This is a genomic window from Limnobacter sp. UBA7229, assembly GCF_002473065.1.
Classification (GTDB): Bacteria; Pseudomonadota; Gammaproteobacteria; order Burkholderiales; family Burkholderiaceae_B; genus Limnobacter; species Limnobacter profundi.
Genome location: NZ_DKTN01000010.1, coordinates 319,108 through 344,098, shown reverse-complemented (window position 1 = coordinate 344,098; position 24,991 = coordinate 319,108). Strand labels below are relative to the sequence as shown.

Annotated in this window: 20 protein-coding genes and 1 other RNA gene; 12 read left to right on the top strand and 9 right to left on the bottom strand. The window is 53.6% G+C overall.

Annotated elements, in window-relative coordinates; translation table 11 throughout:
• Positions 1-166: 166 nt before the first annotated feature.
• Positions 167-691 carry a flavin reductase family protein gene (locus B4C79_RS06085; protein WP_291741016.1) on the bottom strand — a complete coding sequence of 175 codons (525 nt, stop codon included), beginning with the start codon at positions 689-691 and terminating at the stop codon, positions 167-169.
• Between the two features lie 140 nt (positions 692-831).
• Between B4C79_RS06085 and tgt the strand changes: the two genes are divergently transcribed.
• On the top strand, positions 832-1,992 hold the full coding sequence (tgt, locus tag B4C79_RS06080) for a tRNA guanosine(34) transglycosylase Tgt (protein ID WP_171097775.1): 1,161 nt from the start codon (positions 832-834) through the stop codon (positions 1,990-1,992).
• Here the strand turns inward: tgt and B4C79_RS06075 are convergent.
• Entirely contained in the window at positions 1,922-3,514 is a 1,593-nt protein-coding gene (locus B4C79_RS06075; protein WP_291741018.1) for a chemotaxis protein CheW, read from the bottom strand. The genes tgt and B4C79_RS06075 overlap by 71 nt on opposite strands.
• Complete coding sequence (locus B4C79_RS06070; protein WP_291741020.1) at positions 3,511-6,330, bottom strand: methyl-accepting chemotaxis protein; 2,820 nt, start codon at positions 6,328-6,330, stop codon at positions 3,511-3,513. Before B4C79_RS06070 ends, B4C79_RS06075 begins: the two co-directional genes overlap by 4 nt.
• Positions 6,331-6,636: 306 nt before the next feature.
• Between B4C79_RS06070 and B4C79_RS06065 the strand changes: the two genes are divergently transcribed.
• Positions 6,637-6,897 carry a DUF4212 domain-containing protein gene (locus B4C79_RS06065; protein ID WP_105028294.1) on the top strand — a complete coding sequence of 87 codons (261 nt, stop codon included), beginning with the start codon at positions 6,637-6,639 and terminating at the stop codon, positions 6,895-6,897.
• A gap of 11 nt (positions 6,898-6,908) precedes the next feature.
• Positions 6,909-8,714, top strand: coding sequence for a sodium:solute symporter family protein (locus B4C79_RS06060; RefSeq protein WP_291752230.1), 1,806 nt, complete (start codon positions 6,909-6,911; stop codon positions 8,712-8,714).
• A 118-nt stretch (positions 8,715-8,832) separates the two neighbouring features.
• On the opposite strand, the gene B4C79_RS06055 is transcribed toward B4C79_RS06060, so the two are convergent.
• The gene (locus B4C79_RS06055) at positions 8,833-9,315 is read right to left on the bottom strand and encodes a YkvA family protein (RefSeq protein WP_171097784.1); all 483 of its coding nucleotides are present in this window, start codon (positions 9,313-9,315) and stop codon (positions 8,833-8,835) included.
• Positions 9,316-9,348: 33 nt separating this feature from the next.
• On the opposite strand from B4C79_RS06055, the gene B4C79_RS06050 reads away from it, so the two are divergent.
• On the top strand, positions 9,349-9,867 hold the full coding sequence (locus B4C79_RS06050) for an SRPBCC family protein (RefSeq protein ID WP_291739713.1): 519 nt from the start codon (positions 9,349-9,351) through the stop codon (positions 9,865-9,867).
• Positions 9,864-10,943: a putative solute-binding protein gene (locus B4C79_RS06045; RefSeq protein WP_291739711.1), complete on the top strand. Its 1,080-nt coding sequence runs from the start codon at positions 9,864-9,866 to the stop codon at positions 10,941-10,943. The genes B4C79_RS06050 and B4C79_RS06045 overlap by 4 nt, the downstream gene beginning before the upstream one ends.
• Positions 10,944-10,958: 15 nt before the next feature.
• Here B4C79_RS06045 and B4C79_RS06040 read toward each other — a convergent pair whose 3' ends face one another.
• The 5 genes from B4C79_RS06040 to trxA all read right to left on the bottom strand — a co-directional run bounded on the left by B4C79_RS06040 (position 10,959) and on the right by trxA (position 14,741).
• Positions 10,959-11,459, bottom strand: coding sequence for a TPM domain-containing protein (locus B4C79_RS06040; protein WP_291739709.1), 501 nt, complete (start codon positions 11,457-11,459; stop codon positions 10,959-10,961).
• Between the two features lie 2 nt (positions 11,460-11,461).
• Positions 11,462-12,343 (bottom strand): TPM domain-containing protein, encoded by an 882-nt coding sequence (locus B4C79_RS06035; RefSeq protein ID WP_414673420.1) that lies wholly within the window; start codon positions 12,341-12,343, stop codon positions 11,462-11,464.
• Entirely contained in the window at positions 12,343-12,936 is a 594-nt protein-coding gene (locus tag B4C79_RS06030; RefSeq protein WP_291739705.1) for a LemA family protein, read from the bottom strand. The genes B4C79_RS06035 and B4C79_RS06030 overlap by 1 nt, the downstream gene beginning before the upstream one ends.
• A gap of 96 nt (positions 12,937-13,032) precedes the next feature.
• A complete protein-coding gene (gene rho / locus B4C79_RS06025; RefSeq protein ID WP_008250210.1) occupies positions 13,033-14,289 on the bottom strand; it encodes a transcription termination factor Rho in 1,257 nt (418 codons plus the stop codon).
• 122 nt (positions 14,290-14,411) lie between these two features.
• On the bottom strand, positions 14,412-14,741 hold the full coding sequence (trxA, locus tag B4C79_RS06020; protein ID WP_105028303.1) for a thioredoxin TrxA: 330 nt from the start codon (positions 14,739-14,741) through the stop codon (positions 14,412-14,414).
• 193 nt (positions 14,742-14,934) lie between these two features.
• On the opposite strand from trxA, the gene B4C79_RS06015 reads away from it, so the two are divergent.
• From B4C79_RS06015 to B4C79_RS05985, 7 genes are all read left to right on the top strand, one after another.
• A complete protein-coding gene (locus B4C79_RS06015) occupies positions 14,935-17,451 on the top strand; it encodes a PD-(D/E)XK nuclease family protein (RefSeq protein ID WP_291739448.1) in 2,517 nt (838 codons plus the stop codon).
• The gene (locus B4C79_RS06010) at positions 17,444-20,728 is read left to right on the top strand and encodes a UvrD-helicase domain-containing protein (RefSeq protein WP_291739449.1); all 3,285 of its coding nucleotides are present in this window, start codon (positions 17,444-17,446) and stop codon (positions 20,726-20,728) included. The genes B4C79_RS06015 and B4C79_RS06010 overlap by 8 nt, the downstream gene beginning before the upstream one ends.
• 10 nt (positions 20,729-20,738) lie before the next feature.
• An RNA gene (gene ffs, locus B4C79_RS06005) (signal recognition particle sRNA small type) lies at positions 20,739-20,835 on the top strand.
• A 57-nt stretch (positions 20,836-20,892) separates the two neighbouring features.
• Positions 20,893-22,731 (top strand): DNA polymerase III subunit gamma/tau, encoded by a 1,839-nt coding sequence (gene dnaX, locus B4C79_RS06000; protein WP_291739450.1) that lies wholly within the window; start codon positions 20,893-20,895, stop codon positions 22,729-22,731.
• Between the two features lie 22 nt (positions 22,732-22,753).
• Complete coding sequence (locus B4C79_RS05995) at positions 22,754-23,080, top strand: YbaB/EbfC family nucleoid-associated protein (protein WP_040512993.1); 327 nt, start codon at positions 22,754-22,756, stop codon at positions 23,078-23,080.
• 9 nt (positions 23,081-23,089) lie between these two features.
• Entirely contained in the window at positions 23,090-23,725 is a 636-nt protein-coding gene (gene recR / locus B4C79_RS05990) for a recombination mediator RecR (protein ID WP_008250216.1), read from the top strand.
• A gap of 27 nt (positions 23,726-23,752) precedes the next feature.
• Complete coding sequence (locus tag B4C79_RS05985; protein ID WP_291739451.1) at positions 23,753-24,973, top strand: CaiB/BaiF CoA transferase family protein; 1,221 nt, start codon at positions 23,753-23,755, stop codon at positions 24,971-24,973.
• Positions 24,974-24,991: the final 18 nt, after the last annotated feature.

Genomic DNA, 24,991 nt, shown 5'->3' with positions numbered 1-24,991 from the left:
ATCGCAAGGCTCAGCAAGGGATCACAGGTTTTCTGGCGAGAGATCGGAACCCAAGTCGAGTGGGCGATTAATAACCGCCAAGAGATCGGAACCCACGCCGATCGGGCAGTTAACAGGCAGGCGAGAGATTGAAACCCTCGCCAATTGGGCAATGAATACTCGCCGATCAGTTCCGGAAGTACTTCCTCGACCGATACACCAGTGCCTCACCTTCCCGGAAGTCGCAGCGCAACACCTCGCCCACCATGATGAAATGATCGCCCTCATCGTAGCGGCTGCGCACTTTGCACTCAAAATGCGCCAAAGCATGTGGAATCAAAGGCGCGCCACCCAATCCCTCAATCACCTCAACGCCCGCAAAACGATCACCCTTGAAAGTCGAGAAGTGATGCGACAGATCTTCCTGGTCGGCAGACAACACGCTGACGCCATAGTGTGTTGCCGCTGCGAATGCATCATGGCTGCTGGCTTTCTTCGACAAACTCCACAGCACCAACGGTGGGTGTAGAGAAACCGAGTTGAAGGAATTGGCTGTCACACCCACATATTTGCCCTCGGCATTCTTGGTGGTAATAATGGTGATGCCAGTGGCGAACTGGGCCAGCGCTTGCCGAAACATGTGCGCGTCCAGCTCGGCGTCACCTTCGCGTTTCTCGGCGCGAATGAATTCGGGTTTGGCGTGTTGTTGCATGGGGTACTTCTAATTTTGTGAATGGCTCCATTGTGCCAAACAAGTGCTTGAATTGCTGGAATGGCCACTCAAAACGTGGTTTTCAGGCCCATGTGCTTGAAATGATTTAAAATACGGCCAATTCTAAAAAGGCATTTTTCTTGAGCGCACTGTCCTTCAAACTCAAAACCACCTCGGGCAAAGCCCGTCGCGGTGAAATTACAACCGCACACGGCGTTATCCAAACCCCGATCTTCATGCCAGTGGGCACCTATGGCACCGTGAAGGGCATGACGCCGCGCGACCTCACCGAGATCCAGGCGCAAATTATTCTGGGCAACACCTTTCATTTGTGGATGCGCCCGGGCCTGGACATCATGGAAAAATTCGGTGGTCTACACCAGTTTATGGGCTGGAAAGGCCCGATTCTTACCGACTCAGGCGGCTTTCAGGTGTTCAGCCTGGGGGCCATGCGCAAAATCAAGGAAGAGGGTGTTCATTTTCGCAGCCCTGTGAATGGCGACAAGTTGTTCCTCACCCCGGAGGAAAGCATGCGCATTCAAACCGTGCTGAATTCTGACATCGTCATGATTTTCGACGAATGCACGCCTTATCCAGCCACGCACACTGAGGCACGCCTGTCCATGGAAATGTCCATGCGTTGGGCACGCCGTTCCCGTGACTCCTTCGATGCGCTGGGTAACAACAATGGCTTGTTTGGCATTGTTCAGGGCGGCATGTATGAAGACCTGCGCGATATTTCACTACAGGGCCTGGAAGAAATCGGTTTTGACGGGTACGCCATTGGTGGCCTGTCAGTGGGTGAGCCCAAAGATGACATGCAGCGTATTTTGGCGCACACCGCGCCGAAGTTGCCGCAACACAAGCCCCGCTATCTGATGGGTGTGGGTACTCCCGAAGACCTGGTGAATGCGGTGGGGCAGGGCATTGACATGTTTGACTGCGTGATGCCAACCCGCAATGCACGCAACGGCTGGCTGTTCACGCGCACGGGCGACATTCGAATTCGCAACGCGAAATTTCGCAACGATGAAAGCCCGCTTGATGCCACCTGCAGTTGCTACACCTGCAAAAATTTTTCACGCGCGTACCTACACCACCTGGACCGCAGCAAAGAAATTTTGGGTGCGCAGTTGAACACCATGCACAATCTGCATTACTACCTTGAATTGATGCGGGAAATGCGCGAAGCGATCGAGCAAGACCGCTTCGATGAATTCGTGAAAGAGTTCAATGCGCTGCGTGCTGAGAATGCCCTAGCGGGTCAACAACAGGTGCAGCAACAGCCTCAATCGCAGTAGGTACAGCCAAACCAAACTGATCGAGAATCAACAGCACTTGCTGTTGCAAATCGATCACCTCCACCATGCGCTGTTGTTTGTTTTCTCCAATTTGTGCAAGTCGTTGCATGGTTTTTAACTGACCGTGCAGCAATTGCCTTTGCTCGCCCAACACGGGTACATTCGGCTCCCACTGCGCATTTTCAATCGCGGTCAGTGAGGTCACGGCAAAGCCGACGCTGGCGCCATGCGCATTCACCACCAAAATGCTGGATTCATGATCAAGGCTTTGGCGTTCTGCACCCAGCCACTGCGCCAGGTCAAAAACCGGAATGGATTCATTGCGGTGGGTCAGCATGCCCAGCATGGAATTATCGCGTTCAAAAATCTCAATGTCTGCCCGATAGGGAAGTACCTCTCGCACTTGCTCAATCGGTGTAGAAAACTCGGCACCCAATCGATACACCATCAAGCGGTCCAGGCCACGCGTTGCTTTGCCTTGCTGGTTTTTGGCATCCAGTTGTGCGCTTGCACTGGCCTTGGCCAAAATGCAGGCCAGTTCAATCAACTCCTGGTCTTCGCTGATTCGCTGGCAAGACAACACAAAATATTGCGGGCCACGTTGTGAATGTGGGTCCTCTTTTGGAAACGTGGTGCAGGGCAGAGCACCTTCAAGTTGCGCTGCTTTGGGCAGGCCAAAGCCAGGCAGTGGAATGACTGAGTTGAGTGGTACATGAACAATGTCCAGAACCCGATCGATCAGCAAGGCCAGCGGGTTTCCATCGATTCGTATGACAAAGGCCTGCTGCGCAGCATGTTGCAGTTGCTTGTACGTACCAATGCCAAGATAACTCGCCAGGTCAATCGCCGGAATGGTTTGCTCCCTGTAATCCAGGTTGCCCTTGTAGAACCCGCCTGCGTATTCACTGGGCAACAGCACAGGGTTGACCACGGTTGTTTCAATGTCCTTCGGGTTCACTGCAAACAGGGTCGACATGCTTTGCATCAACATCAGCGGTGTGCGGGTGTTCAGGGCGGTGTCTTCGTTCGAAGTTTGCAATTCAAGCGATTGGCGATGCGGTTCCGGGTCCTCGGCTTTGGGCAGCCCGGGCAGGTCGAACAAGGCTTGTGTTGAAAGCACCTGAACCAGTTGGTTCAATTCGCTGTTCATCAGGCTGCCTGCAAAAATGCTGCCTACGGCGTCTGCTGAGCTGACCATGTGCATGGCACCCGGGTTCGCAAAGAACAAGGCTTTGACCTGGTCGGCAATCAGGCCCAGCAAATGATTTTCATGGGCGATCAGCAAAATACAGCCCGGCGTGTACTGGTGTCCGGGCCGATTCAGCAAACATTCCAGGTCGAGCACAGGAATGGTCACCCCGCGCAAATTCAAGCCACCCTTGATCCAGGGCTGTGGGCAGGGCAGTGCCATCAAAGGGTGAAATGGCACCACTTCCCTGACCGATTTCATGGGCAGCGCCAAGGTCATTTCACCAATTCGAAATGAACCAAAGCCCTGTTCGTATTGGCTTAGGTCATTCATGCGGTTTTGCTGCCCGTGTGTTTTTCAATGCCACCAGTGAGCTCTTCGATCAGGCGGTTCACGGCAATGGCCAGGTCGCGCTGCTGTTCTGCCGAACTGGTAATTTGCTTCACGCTTTCACCTGTTTCAGTCACACTGCTCAAAATTCCTTCAAAGCTTTGGGCCGCGTTTTGGCTCACCTCAACACCTTCTTCAACCTGCGCAACCGATTCTTCAATCAGTGTTGCAATTTCGCGTGCTGCGCTTGAACTGCTTTCAGCCAGCTTGCGTACTTCGGCTGCTACCACCGAGAACCCAACGCCATGTTGCCCGGCGCGTGCTGCTTCAATGGCTGCATTGAATGCCAGCAAGTTGGTTTGGTTGGCAATGTCGCCAATAACACGCACAATTTCCGACACTTTGCTCGAGCTGTTCTGGATGGCATGGATTGCAGCGATGGATCGCTTCAATTCGCGGCTTCCCTGGTGGGCTGCTTCCACGCCTTTTTCTGCCAGTTGTGTGGCGGCTGCGGAGTTGCCGGAAATGTCGGTGATACTTTCGACCAGCTTGGACACACGTTCCCGCATTTCGCCCGACTTCTTGTTGATACCCTGTTCCAGCATCACTTCTTTGGTTACATCGTAGGCATATTTCACCACTTTAACCACATTGCCATTCAAGTCCAGAATGGGGTTGTAGGTGGCTTGAATCCATACATCGCGGTTGAACTTGCCCACGCGGTGAAAACGGCCGCTCACAAATTTTCCTTCATTCAGCTTCAACCAGAAGTCGCGGTATTCTTCGCTTTGTGTGTATTCCAGCGTACAGAAAATGCTGTGGTGTTGTCCCTGAATTTCACGCGAGGTGTAACCCATGGCATTGAGGAAGTTGCGGTTGGCGTTCAACACATGGCCGTCCAGATCAAACTCAATCACGGCCTGCCCCAGGTTAATGGCTTCAACCTTGGCTTCGAATTCGGAATTTTTCAATTTGCTATGGGTAACATCGCTGGCAAATTTCACCACCTTGACCAGGTTGCCGCGTGGATCATAAATGGGGTTGTAGGTGGCTTGAATCCACACTTCCCGCCCACCTTTGGCCACGCGTTTGTATTCACCCGATTCAAACTGACCACGGCCCAGGCTTTCCCAAAAGGCCTGGTATTGGGGTGTTGCTGCGTATGCGGCATCCACGAACATGCGGTGGTGGCGACCAATAATTTCTTCCGCTGAATACTCCATCAGTTTTAGAAAGTTGCCGTTGGCTGCAAGTACCTTGCCCTGCATGTCAAATTCAATTACTGCTTGCGAGCGGTCAATCGCGCCCAGTTTGCCTTCGGCATCCAGTCGGGAAAGTTTGGATTCGGTGATGTCTTGCAACATCAACACCACTTTGATCAGTTGCCCTTCAAGGCCTATTACCGGGCTGCGTGTGCCTGAAAGCCAAATTTCTTTGCCACCCACGCCCTTGTAGCGGAATTCACCTGCCAGGTTTTTGCCTTCACGCAAATCATTCCAGATCTTGAAGTGATTGCTGTCGTTGCGTTCTTCATCGAACATCAAAAAGCTTTCGGACTTGTCAGCCAGGTCCGCCTGGCTGTACCCCAGCGATTTTTGCATCAGTTCATTGCTGTTCAGAATTTTCCCTTCCGCATTGAACTGCAGAATGCAACTGGTGTTGGACACTGAATCCATGCGTGCCTGGGTTTCAATGGCGTGCAATTTGGACTGCGTGATATCGCTACAAAACTTGATGACCTTCACCGGGTTGCCTTCCAGGTCAAGAATCGGGTTGTAGCTGGCCTGTATCCAGATCCGCTTGCCATGGTTGCCCACGCGCAGGTATTCACCAGAGTCATACTCGCCTTGGCCCAGCTTTCGCCAGAAAGCCCGGTAAGCACCGCTGCTGGCCTCTTCCTTGTCCACAAACATGCTGTGGTGCTGACCCACAATGTCGCTTAATGAATAGCCTGTCAGGGAGAGGAAGTTCTCGTTGGCGTGCAAAATATGCCCACCCAGATCAAACTCGATGATGCCTTGCGAGCGGTTCATGGCGTTAACCTTGCCATCGTCTTCAATCGCCTTGGTTTTTGCAGCAGTAATGTCGCTGGCAAATTTAACTACTTTCACTGGCTTGCCATTTACACCCAAAATTGGCGTGTAAGTGGCCTGTAGCCACACGGGGCGGCCATGCCGGTTAAGGCGCATGAATTCGCCTGATTTGAACTCGCCAGCCGCAAGGTCTTTCCAGAAGTTGCTGTACTCCTCCGATTCCGCATAGTTTTTTTCACAAAACTGGCGGTGGTGTTGCCCCACAATTTCTTGCAGGCGATAGCCCATGGCGTTCAGGAAGTTGTCGTTGGCCGCCAAAATACGGCCGGCGGTGTCAAATTCAATCACGGCTTGGGTTTTGTCGATCGCAGCCACTTTGCCTTCATTTTCAAGTGACTTGCTTTTTGCATCGGTTATGTTCGATGCAATCTTGATGACCGAGATCAAATTGCCGTCATCATCCCGAACCGGGTTGTAGCTCGCCTGGATATACACCTCTTGACCTTGCGAATCCAGTCGCAAAAACTCACCACTTTGAAACTCGCCTTCGCGCAATTTGCTCCAGAACAGCCGGTATTCGTCCGACTCCGCGGTACTTGCTGTGCAAAAAAGGCTGTGGTGCTTGCCCAGCACATCCTCCTCCGAGTAGCCGAAAACATTCAAAAAGTTCTCGTTGGCATACAGCACATTGCCGTTCAAGTCGAATTCAATGCAGGCCTGGCTTTTCGCCAGCGCGTTGAACAAGTGGGTGCGGTGCTTGCCAGGTTGCTCGATATTGGGTGTCATGGGTCGCCTTGTTAATCAGAATGAGTTGGCTTGATTGGGGTAAATACCATTGTGTGTGGCCTTGTCCGGCTCAATCACTTGATAAAACAGGTAATCACCGGCCAGTTTGCGGTTTTTCCAGCTTTGGGAATCGCACGTTTGGGTAGGGGGTAATGCTGGGGGAGGGGTTTAATGGCCTATCTGACGGGCTTTCAGTTTGGCGTAAGTTTTCGCTTTGATACTCATCCGCAAGCCTAGGCTCGGGAGGGATGTGACCTCGTATTCCGTGTCTGCGGTTAACAACAACCTTAAAAAAGGAGACAAGCGATGAGCAACCCAAAGGGCGGTGAAGCCTACTGGAAAGCGACACTCGGCCTGTTGACCAAGATCATGATTGTGTGGTTTTTGGTTTCTTACGGCGCCGGTATTCTGTTTGTTGAGCAACTGAATCAATTCAGCATCGGTGGTTACCCACTGGGCTTCTGGTTTGCCCAACAAGGTTCTATTTACATGTTCATTATCCTCATTTTCTACTATGCGAAGAAAATGGGTCAGATCGACCGCGAACACGACGTCCACGAAAACTAAGGAGATTGCCAATGGATTTGCAAACAATCACCTACGTTATCGTGGGTTTGAGTTTTGCGCTGTACCTCGGTATTGCGTTTTGGGCTCGTGCTGGAAGCACGGGTGAATTTTATGTGGCTGGCGGTGGCGTTCACCCCGTGGCCAACGGCATGGCGACTGCGGCAGACTGGATGTCAGCCGCATCGTTTATTTCAATGGCGGGTCTGATTGCCAACATGGGCTACGGTGGTTCCGTATTCCTGATGGGTTGGACCGGTGGTTATGTGTTGCTGGCCATGTTGCTGGCTCCGTACCTGCGCAAGTTCGGCAAGTTCACGGTGCCCCAGTTTATCGGTGACCGTTACTACTCCAATACAGCACGTACAGTGGCTGTGATCTGTTTGCTGGTTGCTTCCATTACTTATGTAATCGGCCAGATGACAGGCGTGGGTGTGGCGTTCTCCCGATTCCTGGGCGTGTCTGCTGAAGTGGGTATTTATGTGGGTATGGGTATTGTGTTCATGTACGCTGTGTTTGGCGGCATGAAGGGCATTACCTACACGCAAATTGCACAGTACATCGTGTTGATTTTCGCTTACACCATCCCCGCAATCTTCATTTCCTTGAACCTGACAGGCAATCCTTTGCCGCAGTTGGGCTTGGGTTCCGACATGCTGGCCAATGGCCAACCCATGCTGGCCACCCTGGACAAGGTTGTGACTGACCTAGGCTTTAGCCAATACACCACAACACCTGCTGGTGGTAGCTACCTGAACACCTTCTTCTACACCGTTAGTTTGATGATTGGTACCGCGGGCCTGCCCCACGTTATTATTCGCTTCTTCACTGTACCCACAGTGGCTGATGCGCGTTCATCTGCCGGTTGGGCACTGGTGTTCATTGCAATTTTGTACACCACGGCACCTGCTGTTGGCGCAATGGCCCGTTACAACCTGCATGCCACGGTGAATTCCAATGTGGCCACTGGTGGCGACTTGTTCGCAGCTGACGCAGCTTTGGAAAACGACAAGAAGCCTGACTGGATGGGTCGTTGGGAAACCACTGGCTTGCTCAAGTTTGAAGACAAGAATGGCGATGGTCGTATTCAGTACTACAACGATGCAAGCAAGAACCCCGAGTTCTTGGCCAAAGCGGAAGCTGCAGGCTGGAAAGGCAATGAAATGACAGTGAATGCCGACATCATGGTGTTGGCCAACCCTGAAATTGCATTGCTGCCCAACTGGGTAATTGCCTTGGTGGCTGCCGGTGGTTTGGCTGCTGCGCTGTCGACTGCGGCAGGTTTGCTGCTGGCGATTTCGTCTGCGGTTTCGCATGACTTGATCAAGGGTGTGTTCAATCCCAATATTTCTGAAAAGAACGAACTGCTGGCCGGTAAAATTTCCATGGCGGGTGCGATTGTTCTGGCCGGTTATCTGGGCTTGAACCCGCCAGGCTTCGCGGCGGGTACTGTGGCCTTGGCCTTCGGTATTGCAGCATCAAGCTTGTTCCCGGTAATCATGATGGGTATTTTCTCCAAGACCATGAACTCCACAGGCGCAATCGTGGGTATGTTGACAGGCTTGGCAGTAACCCTGTTCTACGTGTTTGCACACAAGGGTATTTTGTTCATCAACGGTACTGAGTACCTGCACTTGGTTGGCGGTGCCAACGGCTTCTTCGGCATCACGCCTGAAGCTTTCGGTACGGTAGGCGCGATTTGTAACTTTGTTGTGGCCTATCTGGTCAGCAAGGTAACAGCACCACCCCCAGAGCACATTCAGCACTTGGTTGAAGATGTACGTACCCCGCGTGGTGCTGGCATGGCAACTGGTCACTGATTGACTGTTCAACAATAACCACTGCCTTCACTGAAAGGCAGGGCTTGAGAAGCTTGAAAGCCCGGTGAGAAATCACCGGGCTTTTTGTTTTTCTAGAGTAAAACTGTTACTTCCACACTCAAAAAAATGCTCCAATGCTTTGAAATTGGGCATGTATCCATGGGTGACTTGCCAAAGCGGCAATCAGCAGCCCCACGAGCAAAACAATTCCGAAAGGCTTGAGAGGGCTTGTTTTTGTGGGTGTAGCAGGCAATGCAGTGGGCGCTTTGACCGTGTTTTTTTGAACTTGCTGTGTGTTGTCTATCGAGGTTGCTTGGCTGCCTGCCTGGTCCATGGGCAGACTGTTTTTGACCTTTTCCGGAACAACTTTGCCTAAAAACCACATGGCGGCGCTAATCACGACCAAATCGTCGGTAATGCCAAACAGCACGAGGAAGTCGGGGATCAGGTCGATGGGGCTAAACAGATAAACCACCACAGCCAACATGAAGCCCTTGATCCATTTGGGCGTGTCTGCATGCCGGAAAGCGTGCCACAGCATGCGACCATGAGTTTTCAGGGCTTTAAGTTTCGTAAGAATCGGAAAAAAACGTGTGATCATGCGCAGTACCCAACAACTAAAAGAGGACTCATTGTGACCCAAGCACCCTTGATGATCCAGCGTTCATGCCGAATCCCTGTGCCTCTGGCCGATTGCTTTGCCTTGTACACCCGTTTAAAGGCGGATGAATACATTCACAGTGACGCACTCATAGCGCCGATTACTCGTATAGAAATGATTCAGGGCAAATCGTTCAATGAAGTGGGCGATATTCAGCGAATTACATTCAAGGGCGGTGCTGTTATTGATGAAGAAGTGTTGGCCTTTGTGCCAAATCGCCAGTTTGTATACAAGGGTACGGGCTTTAGCCAACCCCTGTTGAATTGGCTTGATCACGCAAAAGGTTCCTTTGAATTTGAGCGGGATGGCGATGGTACCTTGGTGACCTGGCGCTACCTGTTTTATTTAAAACCCGGCTTGGGCATTGGGCCCAAGCGACTCGTATTCAAGGCGGCGGTAGTTGATTTGATCTGGAACCGGATGATGACCAAAACTTTGGTTAATCTCACCCAAATCATCACGCTTCGCGCCTTGCAGGCAGGAAAAAGATGATGAATCCGTGTGTAAAAAACAGCCTGCGAATTGCGGCTGTTTTCAGTTTGATGATGTTGGTTTTTCTGGGTTTCCAGAGTACGGCGCGCGCTCAAACAGTGAGCGGAAAAGAGCCTGATATTTGTGTATTCGACTTACTTGGTGCCAAAGGACCAATTTTTAATTTGGCTCAGGAATATGCCCTTGAGGGCCGAAAAAACGGCTACGGCTTTAAACCTGTGGTGTACACCAATGAATCGGTTGCCGCCAAAGACTTTGAAATTGGTGTGTGCGATGGCCTGGTGGCCACTGGCATTCGAACCCGAAAATACAACAGCTTTACCGGCAGCCTGGATGCGATTGGTGGCTTGCCCAACTACGATGCAGTGCTGCTGGCCCTGAAGTCGATGGGCAGCCCGCAATTGCAAAGTGTGATGCAGCAAAGTGACTTTGAGGTGGGTGGTGTATTGCCCTTCGGCACAGCTTATGTGTTTGTACGCGATCGCGAAATCAATTCACTGGCCAAGGCTGCGGGCAAGCGGGTTGCGGCTTTGTCGCACGATGAATCGCAGCGCAGGCTGATTGAGCAGGTTGGCGCACAACCGATTGCTGCGGACGTATCCAATTACGGTTCCATGTTCAACAACGGCGCTGTGGATATTATCGTGGCCCCTTCGATTGCCTACTCACCTCTTGAGCTTTACAAGGGCCTGGGCAGGCGTGGCGCAATTATTCAGTTGCCTGTGGCCATGGTCACTTATCAAATCATTTTGCGAAAGTCGAAGTTTCAGCCGGGTTCAGGCCAGAAATTGCGGGCTTTTGTCGCGAAGGAAATGCCCAAGGCCTTGGAAGCAGTTAAAAAAATCGACCGACAAATTCCAGACAAAGCCTGGCTGAAAATGACGGATGCAGACAAGGTGGAATACACCACCATGATGCGTGAAGCCCGAATCAGCTTGAGTAAAGATGGCGTGTACGATGGTTGTGCCTTGCGTCTGCTGAAAAAGGTGCGTTGCTCAATCGATGGCAAAGCCTCTGAGTGCAGTTTGCCCGAGGGCTACACAGTGCCCAAGAGTTGCCCGATTCAGGCCATGTAAGCCGGCGCTTCTGGTTTAGCCAATCACCACCGGGGTGTCGGGAAGTTCATTCTTGCCGCCCCCACTGTGCGGAAAGTGCTCAATCAATTTTGTGCTGACCGCATCAATACTGTTCATCACCCCAGCCTCGAATTGTCCTTGGGCAAACGACTGCTCAATTTGGTGGCATAGCACTTCCCAGTAAGCGTTGCCAACCTTGGCGTGAATACCCCGGTCTGCCACAATTTCGATGGCATGGTCCGCCAGCAGCACATAAATGAGCACTCCGTTGTTGAGCTCGGTGTCCCACACATGCAATTCACTGAATACCTCAATGGCGCGTTGACGGGGCGTTTGCGCCTGCAACAGGGGGTGTAGTTCGAGCGCGCTTTCCACCGCGAATCGAATTTCACCGGAATGCTGGCTTTCGCTGGCGCTTATGGCCTGCGCGATATGTTGCAGGTGTGCGGGCGAGAATGTTTTCCGCACATCGCGCTCGGTGGTTATCAGGTGTTTTACTACACGTTTGAAATTCATGGTTACCACCTACCCGAAGCGCCACCGCCTCCAAAACCGCCGCCTCCACCACTGAAGCCGCCACCTCCGCCAAAACCGCCGCCACCGCGACCGAAGCCACCACGGCCGCCACCCATGCCACCCACCGAATTGCCAAACAGGGTGAGCAGCGCAGCCACTACAGCAGCAAGCACGGCAAAAACCACGGCGCCAGCGAACAACCAAGCCACCACGAACACCAAACCGCCAGTGGCCAATGCTGCGGGCAATTTGCCGATGGTTTTGCGCAGAAACCCGCCCACGAAAAGCGAGAGCATGAACAGCACAGGTGCAATGTCTTCAATGGTGCTTGAGTTGTTTGCTGTTTGCTGCGCAACCGGCTCTGGCAGGGGTTCGCCTTCAATTACCTTGATCATTTGGTCCACACCGGCTGCCACCCCACCAGCAAAATCGCCCTGGCGAAACTGCGGCACAATAATCTCTTCAATAATTCGTTTGGAGGTAATGTCGGTAAGCGCACCTTCAAGGCCATAGCCCACTTCGATGCGCAGTGTACGGTCCTGCAGGGCCACCACCAAAATTGCGCCATCGTCCACATTTTTGCGGCCAATTTTCCAATTCTCGGCCACACGCAATGCATATTGCTCAATGGTTTCTGGCTGGGTGCTTGGCACCAGCAACACAGCAATCTGGCTGCCTTTGGTGGCTTCAAATGTCTGCAATTTTTGAATCAGTGCAGTTCTCTGTTCCGGGCTTAGCGTGCCCGTTGTGTCGACCACTTGGGCATTCAAGGGGGGCACAGGTACGTCTTGAGCCGACAACACGCCAGGCACTGGAATCAGCAGCACCATCGCCAGCAGCTTACTTCGCCAAAACCGGGCAATTGAATTGCACATGGTGTGCATCACTTGGTGCCAAAGTCCACGGTGGGTGGTTTGGAAATAGCGGCTTCGTTTTCAACCGTGAAGCTGGGCTTCACTTCGTAGCCCATCACCATCGCGGTCAGGTTGTTGGGAAATGAACGCACTGTCACGTTGTACTCCTGAACCGATTTAATGTAGCGGTTGCGCGCCACGGTAATTCGGTTTTCTGTGCCCTCAAGCTGCGTTTGCAAATCACGAAAACCTTGATTGGCTTTCAGATTGGGGTAGTTCTCGGTAATCAACAACAGCCGCGACAAAGCACCACTCAGCTCACTTTGCGCCTGCTGAAATTTGTTGAAGGCTTCCGGGTCGTTGATCAGTTCCGGAGTGGCTTGAATCGACGTTGCTTTTGAGCGCGCTTCAACCACCTGCGTCAGTGTTTCCTGCTCAAAATTGGCTTCGGCCTTCACCACATTCACCAAATTGGGCACCAGGTCGGCCCGGCGCTGGTACTGGTTTAACACCTCGGCCCAAGCGGCTTTGACCTGTTCGTCCGTGGTTTGAATGGTGTTATACCCGCAGCCGCTGAGTAGCAGCGCAAACATGAGTGTGAGCAGGGAAAAAACGCGATTCATTGGGGCGCTCCTAGGTGGGTTGTTGACTGATTGTGCAATTAAAAAAGCCCACGGTGCAACTGCAGCATGGGCTTTGGTCAGAAAAGATGACTTGAATTACTTCTTCATCATCTCGAAAAACTCTGCGTTGTTCTTGGTCTGGCGGATCTTGTCCATCAGGAATTCCATCGCAGCAATTTCGTCCATGTCGTGCAGCAAGCGGCGCAGCACCCAAATCTTTTGCAGCAAATCGGGTTTGATCAACAACTCTTCGCGACGTGTTGAAGAACGGTTGATGTTGATGGCAGGGTACACACGCTTTTCCGCCATGCGGCGTTCCATGTGAATTTCCATGTTGCCGGTGCCCTTGAATTCTTCGTAAATCACTTCATCCATGCGGCTGCCGGTGTCTACCAGTGCAGTTGCGATAATGGTGAGCGATCCACCTTCTTCAATGTTACGGGCGGCACCGAAGAATCGCTTGGGGCGATGCAGGGCATTGGCGTCTACACCACCGGTCAGCACTTTGCCAGAAGACGGCACAACCGTGTTGTACGCTCGAGCCAAACGGGTAATCGAATCCAGCAGAATGACCACGTCGCGTTTGTGCTCAACCAGGCGCTTGGCCTTTTCAATCACCATTTCTGCAACTTGCACGTGGCGGGTTGCGGGTTCATCGAATGTGGAGGCAATCACTTCACCGCGCACTGAGCGCATCATTTCCGTGACTTCTTCGGGGCGTTCATCGATCAGCAACACAATCAAGGTGATGTCGGGGTGATTGGCGGTAATCGCGTGTGCAATGTGTTGCAGCATCACGGTTTTACCCGATTTCGGTGGGGCCACCAGCAAACCACGCTGGCCTTTACCAATGGGTGCCACCAGGTCGATGATACGGCCAGTGTTGTTTTCTTCGCCGCGCATGTCGCGTTCCAGCTTCAAAGGCTGGTTCGGGTGCAGCGGTGTCAGGTTTTCAAACAGAATTTTGTGTTTGCTGGCTTCAGGCGCTTCGCCGTTCACCTTGTCTACTTTCACCAGCGCAAAGTAACGTTCACCGTCTTTGGGGGTGCGTACTTCACCTTCGATGCTGTCACCCGTGTGCAGGTTAAAGCGGCGAATCTGGCTGGGAGAAATGTAAATGTCGTCCGGGCTGGCCAGGTACGAGGTTTCTGGTGAGCGCAGGAAGCCAAAGCCATCAGGCAGCACTTCGAGCACACCATCACCAAAAATTTGCTCACCGTTTTTGGCGCGTTTCTTCAGGATTGCGAACATCAATTCCTGTTTGCGCATGCGGTTGGCGTTTTCAATTTCAAGGCCACCAGCCACTTCAAGCAGGGCAGAGACGTGTTGCGTTTTTAGTTCAGATAGATACATGTTTGGCTATTTGTGTAGGTGGCGAACGCCGCGAGGTAAACAGGTTAACAAAGGGTGGGGGTTGTACTGCAGTGAGGGGGTTCGATGCCCGGCACGTGCCGGGCGACTCAATCAATATTGTATTACAGGTGGCTGTCGATAAAGGCGGCCAGCTGTGATTTGGACAACGCGCCCACTTTCGTGGCCACTACGGCACCGTTCTTGAACAACATCAAGGTTGGAATGCCGCGAATGCCATACTTGGCAGGCGTTTCAGAATTCTCGTCCACGTTCATCTTGGCGATTTGCAGCTTGCCGTTGTATTCAGAGGACAAGTCATCAAGAATCGGCGCAATCATTTTGCAAGGACCACACCATTCAGCCCAGTAATCCACCAGCACAGGGCCGTCGGTTTTCAAAACATCGCTGTCGAAAGATGCGTCACTGACGTGTTTGATCAGGTCACTGCTCATTTAAATCCTCAAGTGGGTAATTGCTTTGGAGGGTATTCACAAAGCGTGTCCGGGTGATTAAAGCACACGCGCAGACCATGAAAGTTCTTCATTTAAGAAAATGCTATTCTGAATGGTACAGCGAAATTGAACTGAAACACAAACCCACGCACGTTTTAATCGACTTAACAACATACATTAGCCTTTACACGTTTTGACCCAACAACCTGTTTCTATCGATCCTTTTCTAGCCACCCCATTTGCGGCGGCATTTGACTGGCTAAGCCGATCGGGGCTGGATGCCCGCCAGGTGTTGTGGGTGATGCCCCGCATAGAAACCGTGGGCAGCTTTAAGCGGCATTGGGCGCAGCACCACGCGGGCCTTGCCACGCTAGGGCCTTGGGTTCAAACAGCGGACCGTTTAAGCCAGCCAGCCGCCATGGGCCCCTGGTTGGCCTTGCAAGCCGATTTGGTGGGTGTGTTGCGGCAATTGCCTTTGTTGGGCGGTGGTTCATCGCCCTCGCAATTGTGGGGTTTGGCCCAGGAATACCTGGAGTTGGCTTTGCGACAGGTTTTGGTGCAAAAACGCAACACAAGTGCGCTGGCCCAGTATTGTGAGAACAACACTTTTGCTGCTGAAGAGGCTCAAGTGGTGGCCACTTTGGCCCAAACCTATGCAGCTGAACTCATGGACCTGTTGCCCAAGCCAGCCAAACCCAAGGGCAGTCCGCCCGTGCAGGTGGTGTGGTTTGATGATGGCGAAACTGTGCCAGGCCTTTGGCTTGATCTGTTTTACCCCGAGGTGCCGTTGCAGGTGTTCAGGCTTCCTGCCATTGAGGGGCCACAACCCTGGCAACAATTGGGCGCGAAGCGTTTTAACACCCAGCCCAGCCCCTTGGTGTTGCAGGTGGCGCCCGACGAAACCACGCAGGCCCAGCAGGCCGCACACCAAATTCTGGAATGGTTGCGAGAAGACCCGGTCAGCGAAATTGCTGTGGCGGTACTTGATCGCTTGGCTGCGCGCCGTATGGTGGGGCTGCTGGCTGAAGTGGGTGTGTTGGTAGATGACCGCACCGGGTGGCGTTTGTCCACATCGAATGTGGCGGGCTGGTTTGACCACCTGTTGCAACAGTTTGTAGAGCAGGGCCAGCTTACTGCCATTGCTCAGCCCTTTACCGGCTTGCCGCTTGAACACCTGGAGCCTTGGGCTTTCGGTAAAACAGGGAACCGTTACACGCTGGCGCAGTGGGCAGGCGCTTTCATGGCTCTGTTTGAAAAATATGATCTGGACATGGCCTTGCAGCCTGACGAAGCGGGGCAGCAGTTGCTCACCGTGCTGGGTTTGATGCGGCAGGTGCCTGCGCAAACCGAATTTGATTCACACGAATTTTTGGCAGCTTGGCGCAGTTGGGCTGAATCGCAACGTTTTCGGCCGTTGGACATTGAAAGCCCTGTGCGCATGGTGCCCTTACTCAGTACGCGCATGCTGCAATTCAAGCGTGTGTTGGTGTTGGGTTGTGCACAGTCCCATTTTCAGGAAAGCCCACCCGGTTTGTTGCCACCTGCTGTGGCGCAGGAATTGGGTTTTCCCGGCCCGCGCCTGGCTCGCATTCAAAAAATATCTGCGTTGTACGAGTTGCTGTTGCACAGCAATGAGGTGACCTTGGTACACAGCGCACAGGTGGCAGGCAAACCCGAAATGTTGTTGCCTGAATTGATGTGGCTGGACATTGTGTTGCGGGATTCCGAAAGCCACACCCAACATTGGGCCAGCTTGTGGCACCACACGCCTTCCAGTCTTGAAATCGAAGTGCGCGAGGCACCCGAGCAGGCCTTGCAACTGACCGCCTTGAGCAATTCGGGTTCAATGCCCGATTCTTTAAGAGTGACAGCGCTGGACGACTGGAAGGCATGTCGCCTTCGGTTTGGCTTGAAACACGCTTTGCCCTGGCCACCTCAGCGTGATGAGGGTGCCATGCGTTATGAGCAATTGCGCGGTGTGTTTGTGCACAAGGTGCTGGAAAAAACAGCACAGCACATGGCCTTGCCTGGCCAGCCCGTGAATCAGTTGCAAGCGTGGAAACAAACACTGCTGGACCAGGCCCAGCTTGTGTGGAACACGCTAGAGTTGGACGATCGCGCAACTGTTTACCCCTTCCTGAAGTTTTTTGATCAAATTGTGCCGCGCCTGGCCGGTAAATTGATGGAACGTCAAATTCAGGGGTGGCAGTTCAAGGGTGCAGAGCAGCAGGTTGAACACACACTTGTATTGCAACCCAGCGGAGCCTCGCTTGCATTGAAAGGCCGCGTGGACAGGTTGGATACCCGGGGTGGCGCACTGGCGATTTCAGACATTAAATTTACCAACCCTGCCGTGTTGAAAAAAAGACTGGCCGACCCTTTGAGCCAGCCTCAATTGCCCGCCTATCAGGCCATGTTGAACAGCCCGGGTGCGCAACTTGATTTCCTGGGCTTGCACAAAGACAAAGTGGATTGGGTGAGTTTTCCGCCCTTGAGCGATGAGTACCGTGAACAGGGTTTTCAGTCCTGGGGGGAGGTGTTGCTCAGTGAACTGGTCAGTGAACTGAATTCGTTTTTTGAAGGCAAGGCGGTGTGGCAAGCCAACCCAGGTGACGCCTGTGAATACTGCGCCGTGCGTGGCGTGTGCAGGCCCGAAACCCACCCTGCTTTTCACGAAGGAATGAACGGCGAGGAGGGCGACGATGACTGATTCGCCCACCAACAAGTCGCCCAACGACTTCACATCGATTGCCTGCAACCCGGCCAACAGCGTTGTTGTGGAGGCTTGCGCAGGCAGTGGCAAAACCTGGTTGCTCACCGCACGCCTGTTTCGTTTGCTTTTAAGTGGTGCAAGGCCTGATCAAATTTTGGCGATTACCTTCACACGCAAAGCCGCGCAAGAAATGCAGGAACGCCTGTTTGGTTTGTTGCGTGAATGTGCCTTGTTGAGTGACGACAAGCTGAGCGCTTTGTTGACCGAACGCGGTGCCGTGGCCAATGAGACCAACCTGAGCAAGGCGCGTGCGCTTGCGGGCGAGGTGCTGACCAATTCACGGGGGGTGACCATCGACACGTTCCATGGCTGGTTCGCGTCTTTGTGCCAAATGGCACCCTTGGCCAGTGGCTTTTCAAGGCAAAGCGAACCCACCGATCAAACCGGGTTCTGGATGGACATGGCCATTGATGTGTTCACAGCCAATTTGCTGAACGATCAATCGGAATTGCTGCCAGCCTTTGACACGCTGGCCTCACAAATGGACCGTGCCGTGGTGCGCCAGGTGTTGCAGCATGCGTTGACCAATCGCGTGGCTTGCAGCCTGTGGTTGCACAACAGCGAAGCGCCACCGTTGAACTTGGTGTTTGGCATTGATGAAGGCGAACAATGGCCTGTTGAAGTGTTGAACAACAAGCATTATCTGGAGCAATGGCAACAAGCTGCACGCTGGCTGGCCTTGGGCACGGCGAAGCAACAGGGCCATGCTGTGGAAATTGAAAAGGCACTGACTGCATTGCGGGAAGGTGGCGATGCAGGGGATGTTTTTGAGCAGCTGAAAGCGGTTTGTTTGACCGCAAAAAATGAACCGAGCAAAAACTTTTTCAAGATCACTGCGGGCCAGAAAACAGCGGTGGATGAAACAGACTATGTGCAAACCTTGGAGGGCTTGGCCCTGCAAACAGCACAGGCCTTGCAACTTGAAAAAGACCAGCTCGACATGCGGGCCACAGCTGCTTTGGCGCAATTGATTGAGCCCTTGTTTGACACGTACAAATCAATCAAGCTTGAGCAGGGTTTGTGCGATTTCGATGACCTTGAAGCCACGGCATTGCGCATGTTGATGAATGATGAACAGCGCGCTTACATGCAGCAAAAACTGGACACGCGCGTGCGTCATTTGTTGGTGGATGAATTTCAAGACACCAACCCGGTGCAATGGAATATCTTGAAACTTTGGTTGCAAGACTACAGTGGTGATGACAAGCCCAGCGTGTTTTTGGTGGGCGACCCGAAACAATCAATTTACCGTTTTCGACGGGCCGAAGCGCGCTTGTTCAATCACGCGCGCACCTGGCTTGTGGAAAACTTCGCAGCCAAAACTTTGGAATCGGATTCAACACGGCGTTGTGCGCAGTCTGTGGTTGATGTGGTCAACACCGTGTTCGAGCCGGGGCAAACGCGGGGGCAAACTGCCTTTCGCACGCACACCAGTTTGGCTGGAAAAAGTGAATCTACGCTGAGTGGCTTGAATGTTTATCCCAAACTGCTCAAAGAAGAGGAAGGCCCCGATGAAGCGCAGCGTGTGGTGCACACTCTGCAACAGTGGCTGGCCAATGGCAGCATCCAGAATTTGAGTGAAGTGATGGTGCTGGTGCGCGCCCACAAAAGTGGCGTGCCCCTCATGGCTGCTCTGCGTGAAGCCGGTTTGGCTTACACCATCAAAGACAAAGGCGAGCGTTACACCTCGCAGGTATGGGGTGACACCATTGCACTACTGGGTTTTCTGAATGACCCACATGCCAATTTGCACCTGCTGCAATTGTTGCGTTGCCCCCTCATTGGGCTTTCTTCACCGCAATTTCAGGCGCTGATTCAAGCGGGTAAAACAACCCGGACCACCACTGGGGCCAACACCGTGTGGAGTACGCTGGAGGCCTTGGCCAGGCAACATGAGAGACCATGGGCGAACTTGCATGCGCAATTGTCGGAATGGCTGCGCATGGCGTGCGCCTTGCCGCTGTTTGAAACCCTGTCCAAAGTTGTTACCGATACCAAGGCCTCTGAAAAATATTTGAATTCAGCGTCACCGCGCCAGCGGGTCATGATGGCTGAGCACTGGGATTGGTTAAAAGCTTGGGCACTGGGTTTGAACAAGGGTCGTTTTCCAAGCCTGCAGCACGCTTTGGATGAGGCTGTGAAACTGCAAACCTATGCCAGCTCCGACAGCGAAGGCGCAGCCAACAACCCGGATGTCTTGCGCATCATGACCGTGCATTCCGCCAAGGGTTTGGAGGCAAACCACGTGTGGCTGTTCGATGCAAACTCGTCGCCCAAACCCGGTGGCAGCAATGCGGGTTTGCTGATCGATTGGGCTTTGGGTGAATCGCACCCCAACTCAGTCACAGTGATGGGCAATTTGAGCAACCCCAGCCCAGGCCGTGCATCTGCTCAAACCATTGAGCAACAAGCTTATGCCGATGAGGAAGACCACTTGCTGTATGTGGCGCTAACCCGCGCCCGGTATTCCATTCACTTAAGTGGCAGTGAAAAGCGTGGGGCCAACAAGGGCTGGTATGAACGCTTGCTGCCTTTTGCCTCGCTAGTGCACAACACTTGGCCAACTTTTGAAAGTGCAATAAATGCATCCGATGAAGCCAGGCAAGGGCCCGCCCAAATTGAATTGGCTGGGCTGTTCGATCCCCCCGCCGTGTGGGTACGCCCGCAGTTTCCGGTACTGAAAGCATTGAATGCGCCTGTGGGCAAGGTGGTGCCTCGTATTACCACGCCCGAATTGCGAAAAGGCACAGCCTGGCATGCTGCGCTTGAATGGGTTGACGAGCTGTTTGATGTGCCTTTCGACACCTGGTGGGCGCGGGTGTTGGTGCGCTGCGAGGCGGTGTTTCGACCCCTGCGGGACGATGAATTGCTGCATTTGGAGCAAGCCTGCCGTTTGCTGGTGGATAAGGCTGACTTGCAGCCCTGGTTGCAAGGTGCTGTGGTCAGCAACAACCGTGTGTTCAATGAACTGGAATGGGTGCTGGGCGATGGGCGGTCGCTTCGGGCTGACCGGGTGCTTGAGTTGTCCGACCGTTTTCTGGTGCTGGACTACAAATGGGCAGTAAATGCAGGCAATTTGGAAGGCTATACCCAGCAAGTGCTTGAATACGTGGGTTTAGTTGACCTCACCCTGAACAAGGGCAATAAACTGGCGCCCACACAAGCTGCACTGATTGACCGGCATGGCGAGGTTCACTGGCTGACTTCGGTGTAGAATTCAGTCTGGCGGGCCTCCCCGCATGGCGTAGCGGCCAACCTGGTCAGGTCCGGAAGGAAGCAGCCACAACCGTGAAGTCAGTGCCGGGGTTCTGGCTCGCCTCTTAATTTGTTGGACCCAGCGCGGAATCAACCGTGGACACAAACGTGGACCCAATCTGAATGAATCAAACCGTATCTCAGGCTTTGGCACGAAAATGGCGACCGCGAGACTTTGATTCTCTGGTGGGCCAGGCCCATGTGGTTAAAGCCCTCTCCCACGCGCTCGACAATCAACGCCTGCACCATGCCTATTTGTTCACCGGCACCCGCGGTGTAGGCAAAACCACCATTGCCCGAATTCTGGCCCGCGCCGTGAACTGCGAGCAGGGTATTAGCCGCACGCCTTGTGGCAAGTGCCAGGCTTGTGTCGAAATCAGCCAGGGCCGGTTTGTCGATTTGCTGGAAGTGGATGCAGCCACCAACACGCGCGTGGATGAGATGCGTGCCTTGCTTGAGAATGCCATGTACGCGCCCACCGCAGGCCGCTACAAGGTGTATGTCATCGACGAAGTGCACATGCTGTCGACCAGTGCATTCAACGCCATGCTGAAAACGCTGGAAGAGCCACCAGGCCATGTGCTGTTTATTCTGGCCACCACCGATCCGCAAAAAATTCCAGCCACGGTCTTGTCGCGTTGCCTGCAGTTTGCCTTGCGCCAATTGCCGCCCGACCAGCTTGCAGACCACCTGGCCCACATTCTGACGGAAGAGAAAATTGCCTTTGAGCCCGGTGCGCTGCGCCTCTTGGCCAAGGCCGCACGTGGCAGTGTGCGTGATGCACTTTCACTGACTGACCAGGCCATTGCCTACAGCGCAGGCCATGTGGGTGAAGAAACCGTACGAACCATGCTGGGCGCTGTGGATCAGCAAGTAGTGCATCAGTTGCTGCAAGCCCTGGCTGTTGGCGATGGCAAGGCTTTGCTTGAATTGAGCAATGCGCTGGCCACAGCCAGTGCGCCATTTGGCGCCATTCTCGACGAACTGGCCGCCATTGCTTACCGGCTTTCGGTTGCGCACTTTGCCGGTGAACTTGATGCTGATGACCCCGACCAGGCGGCGCTACAACACCTGCAAGGTGCTTTTGGTGCCGAAGATTTGCAACTGATTTATCAAATTGCCACCCATGCCCGTGCTGAATTGCATTTGGCCCCAGAGGAACACATTGGGTTTTCCATGGCGCTGGTGCGCATGTTGGCGTTCAAGCCGGGTGGGCAAGTTGCGGTGGGCCGTACCCTGCCCTTGGCTCCAGCAGCCATCAAAGCGACCGTTCCCCTGTTGGCAGCCAAACCCGCTGCGGCTAAACCAGTGGTGGCTGCTGTGCCTGCAATGCCTGTTGAGGTTTCCGCTGAGGTCCCTGCTGCGCCTGTCATGGAGTCGACCACACCCAAGGGCCCATCGCCTGCGCTTGTGGAGGAATTCGACGAATCACCACCCTGGGACACCGCCGATGATTTGCCAGTGGCCCAATCGAAGCCCGTGGTGCCTGCATCTGCACCAGCGTCGGAATTTAAACCGCAACCGGCTTATACCCAATCAGCCAATGGCAATTTGCCCAGTGCGGCCAACTGGCCGCAGGTGTCTCAAGAAGTGCCCGCCAAGGGTTTGACCCGCCAGGCGCTTGTGCAGGCCGAACTGGTTGAGGCCAGTCGGGATGGCGAGGTGCTGCACATTGTTTTGCGCACAGCAATTAAAGCCTACACCGAACCCAGCATGGCGGCCCGTCTTGAGAGCGCACTGGGCCAGTACTATGGAAGCACTGTCCGTTTGCAAATGCAGTTTGGTGAGGCGCAGCAAACCGCGCATGCGGTGCAAAGTGAAACCCGCAGGCAAGCCCTTGAAGGTGCCAAGCAAGCCTTGCAGGACGACCCGTTTTTAAAAGACATTCAGAACTTGATGGGCGCAACTGTGGTCTCAGGTTCAGAACGCACGCTGAGCAACACAGGCCCAGCCGATATTTGACAGGAGAGATTTCGACATGAACATGATGAAAGGCCAACTGGCCGGCTTGATGAAACAAGCCCAGCAAATGCAGGAAAAGATGGCCAAGATGCAGGCCGAAATTGGTGCCCTGGAAGTGGAGGGGCAATCGGGCGGTGGTATGGTGAAAGTGGTGATGACCTGCAAGCACGATTGCAAACGCATTACCATTGACCCCTCGCTGTTGGGCGAAGACAAGGACATGCTGGAAGATTTGGTTGCCGCAGCATTCAACGACGCTGTGCGCAAGGCCGAAGCCACCATGACTGAAAAAATGTCCTCAGTCACGGCCGGTTTCCCAATGCCCCCCGGCTTCAAAATGCCATTTTAATTAACACGCATGAGCCGTTCCGCGTTTGACGCCTTTGATGGCCTCGACCCTTTGGTTGATCTGGTGCAGGCGCTCAAGCGCTTGCCCGGCGTGGGGCCAAAGTCGGCGCAACGCCTGGCTTTTCATTTGTTGCAAAATGATCGCCAGGCCGCCACGGCGCTTGGTGAATCGCTACTGAAAGCAGTGGCGGAAATACGCCACTGCAGCATGTGCAACAATTTTTGCCATGCCGATGTGTGCTCTATTTGCAGCGACACCCGCCGCAATCCAGGTTTATTGTGTGTGGTTGAAACACCTGCTGACCTTGCTGCCATTGAGGCTACTCAAACCTATCGCGGTTACTACTACGTGCTAATGGGCAGGGCATCGCCCCTGGATGGTGTGCGCCCTGAGTCCTTGGACTGGCCCAAGTTAAGCCAGCGCCTGGACGACAGCGAAGTGAAGGAAGTGATTCTGGCCACCAACTTCACCAACGAGGGCGAGGCCACTGCTGTGTTTCTCACAGACCGAATTCGCCGTATGGCACTGAAGGTTAGTCGCCTTGCCCGTGGCGTGCCTATAGGTGGCGAGCTTGAATACACCGACCCCAGCACCGTGGCGCGGGCTTTGTTGGACCGTCGCCAGTTGGGCTCTGACCCGGAATAACTCTTTTATTTTTGCCAGCGGCTTTTCATGACCAATCCTTCTGAGCAATCTTCCACCACCAACCTTGGTCCTTTGGCGGGCATCCGTGTGCTTGAATTGGGTTCACTGATTGCCGGGCCGTTTGCCAGCCGAATGCTCGGCGAATTCGGTGCCGAAGTCATCAAGGTTGAAACCCCAGGCAGTGGCGACCCCATTCGCAAATGGCGTGTGCTGCACGAGGGCAATTCCCTGTGGTGGGCTGTGCAGGCCCGCAACAAAAAATCGATCACGCTGAACTTAAAAGCCGAAGAAGGGCTGGCTGTATTGCGCAAGCTGATCGAAAGCGCTGACATGCTGGTGGAAAATTTCCGCCCAGGCCAACTCGAAAAGTGGGGCTTAAGCCCAGAACAATTGCAGGCCATGAACCCGGGCCTGATTGTGGTTCGCCTGAGCGGCTATGGCCAAACTGGCCCCTACAAAGACCGCCCCGGTTTTGGTGCCATTGCGGAATCGATTGGTGGCATGCGGTTTTTAAGTGGCGACACCGACCGCCCGCCTGTGCGTGTGGGTATTTCGATTGGTGATTCACTGGCCGGTTTGCATGCAGTAATCGGTGCGCTGATGGCTTTGCAGCACCGCCATAAAACCGGCAAGGGGCAGGTTGTGGACGTGGCGCTGTATGAATCGGTGTTCAACATGATGGAAAGCCTGCTGCCCGAATATGACTTTGCCGGTGTGGTTCGCAAACGTTCCGGTGCAAGTTTGCCGGGCATTGTGCCATCGAACACTTACACCTGCGGTTGCGGCGGATTCATTGTGATTGGTGGCAATGGTGACGCCATTTTCAAGCGCCTGATGGTGGCAATTGGTCGAAGCGATTTCTCAGAAAACCCCGACATGGCCAGCAACGATGGCAGAGTTCGCCACACCGAGTTGATTGACAACACCATTGCCCAGTGGTGCAAGGAACGCAGTATTGATGAGGCGCTTGAAGTGCTCGAAAAAGCCGATGTGCCTGTCAGCAAAATTTACAGCATTGAAGACATTGTGCGCGACCCGCAATTTGCTGCACGCGGCATGATTGAAGAACATGCCTTTGGCGACGACCGTACTTTGAAAGTGCCGGGTATTGTGCCCAAGTTAAGCGACACACCCGGCCAAACCCGCTGGCTTGGGCCCAAGCTGGGTGAGCACAATGTGCAAGTGTTGGCAGGGCTGGGTTATTCGGCTGAAGAGATTCAGCAGATGAAGGATGGTGGGGTGATTTGAATTGTGGGGAGTTGATGC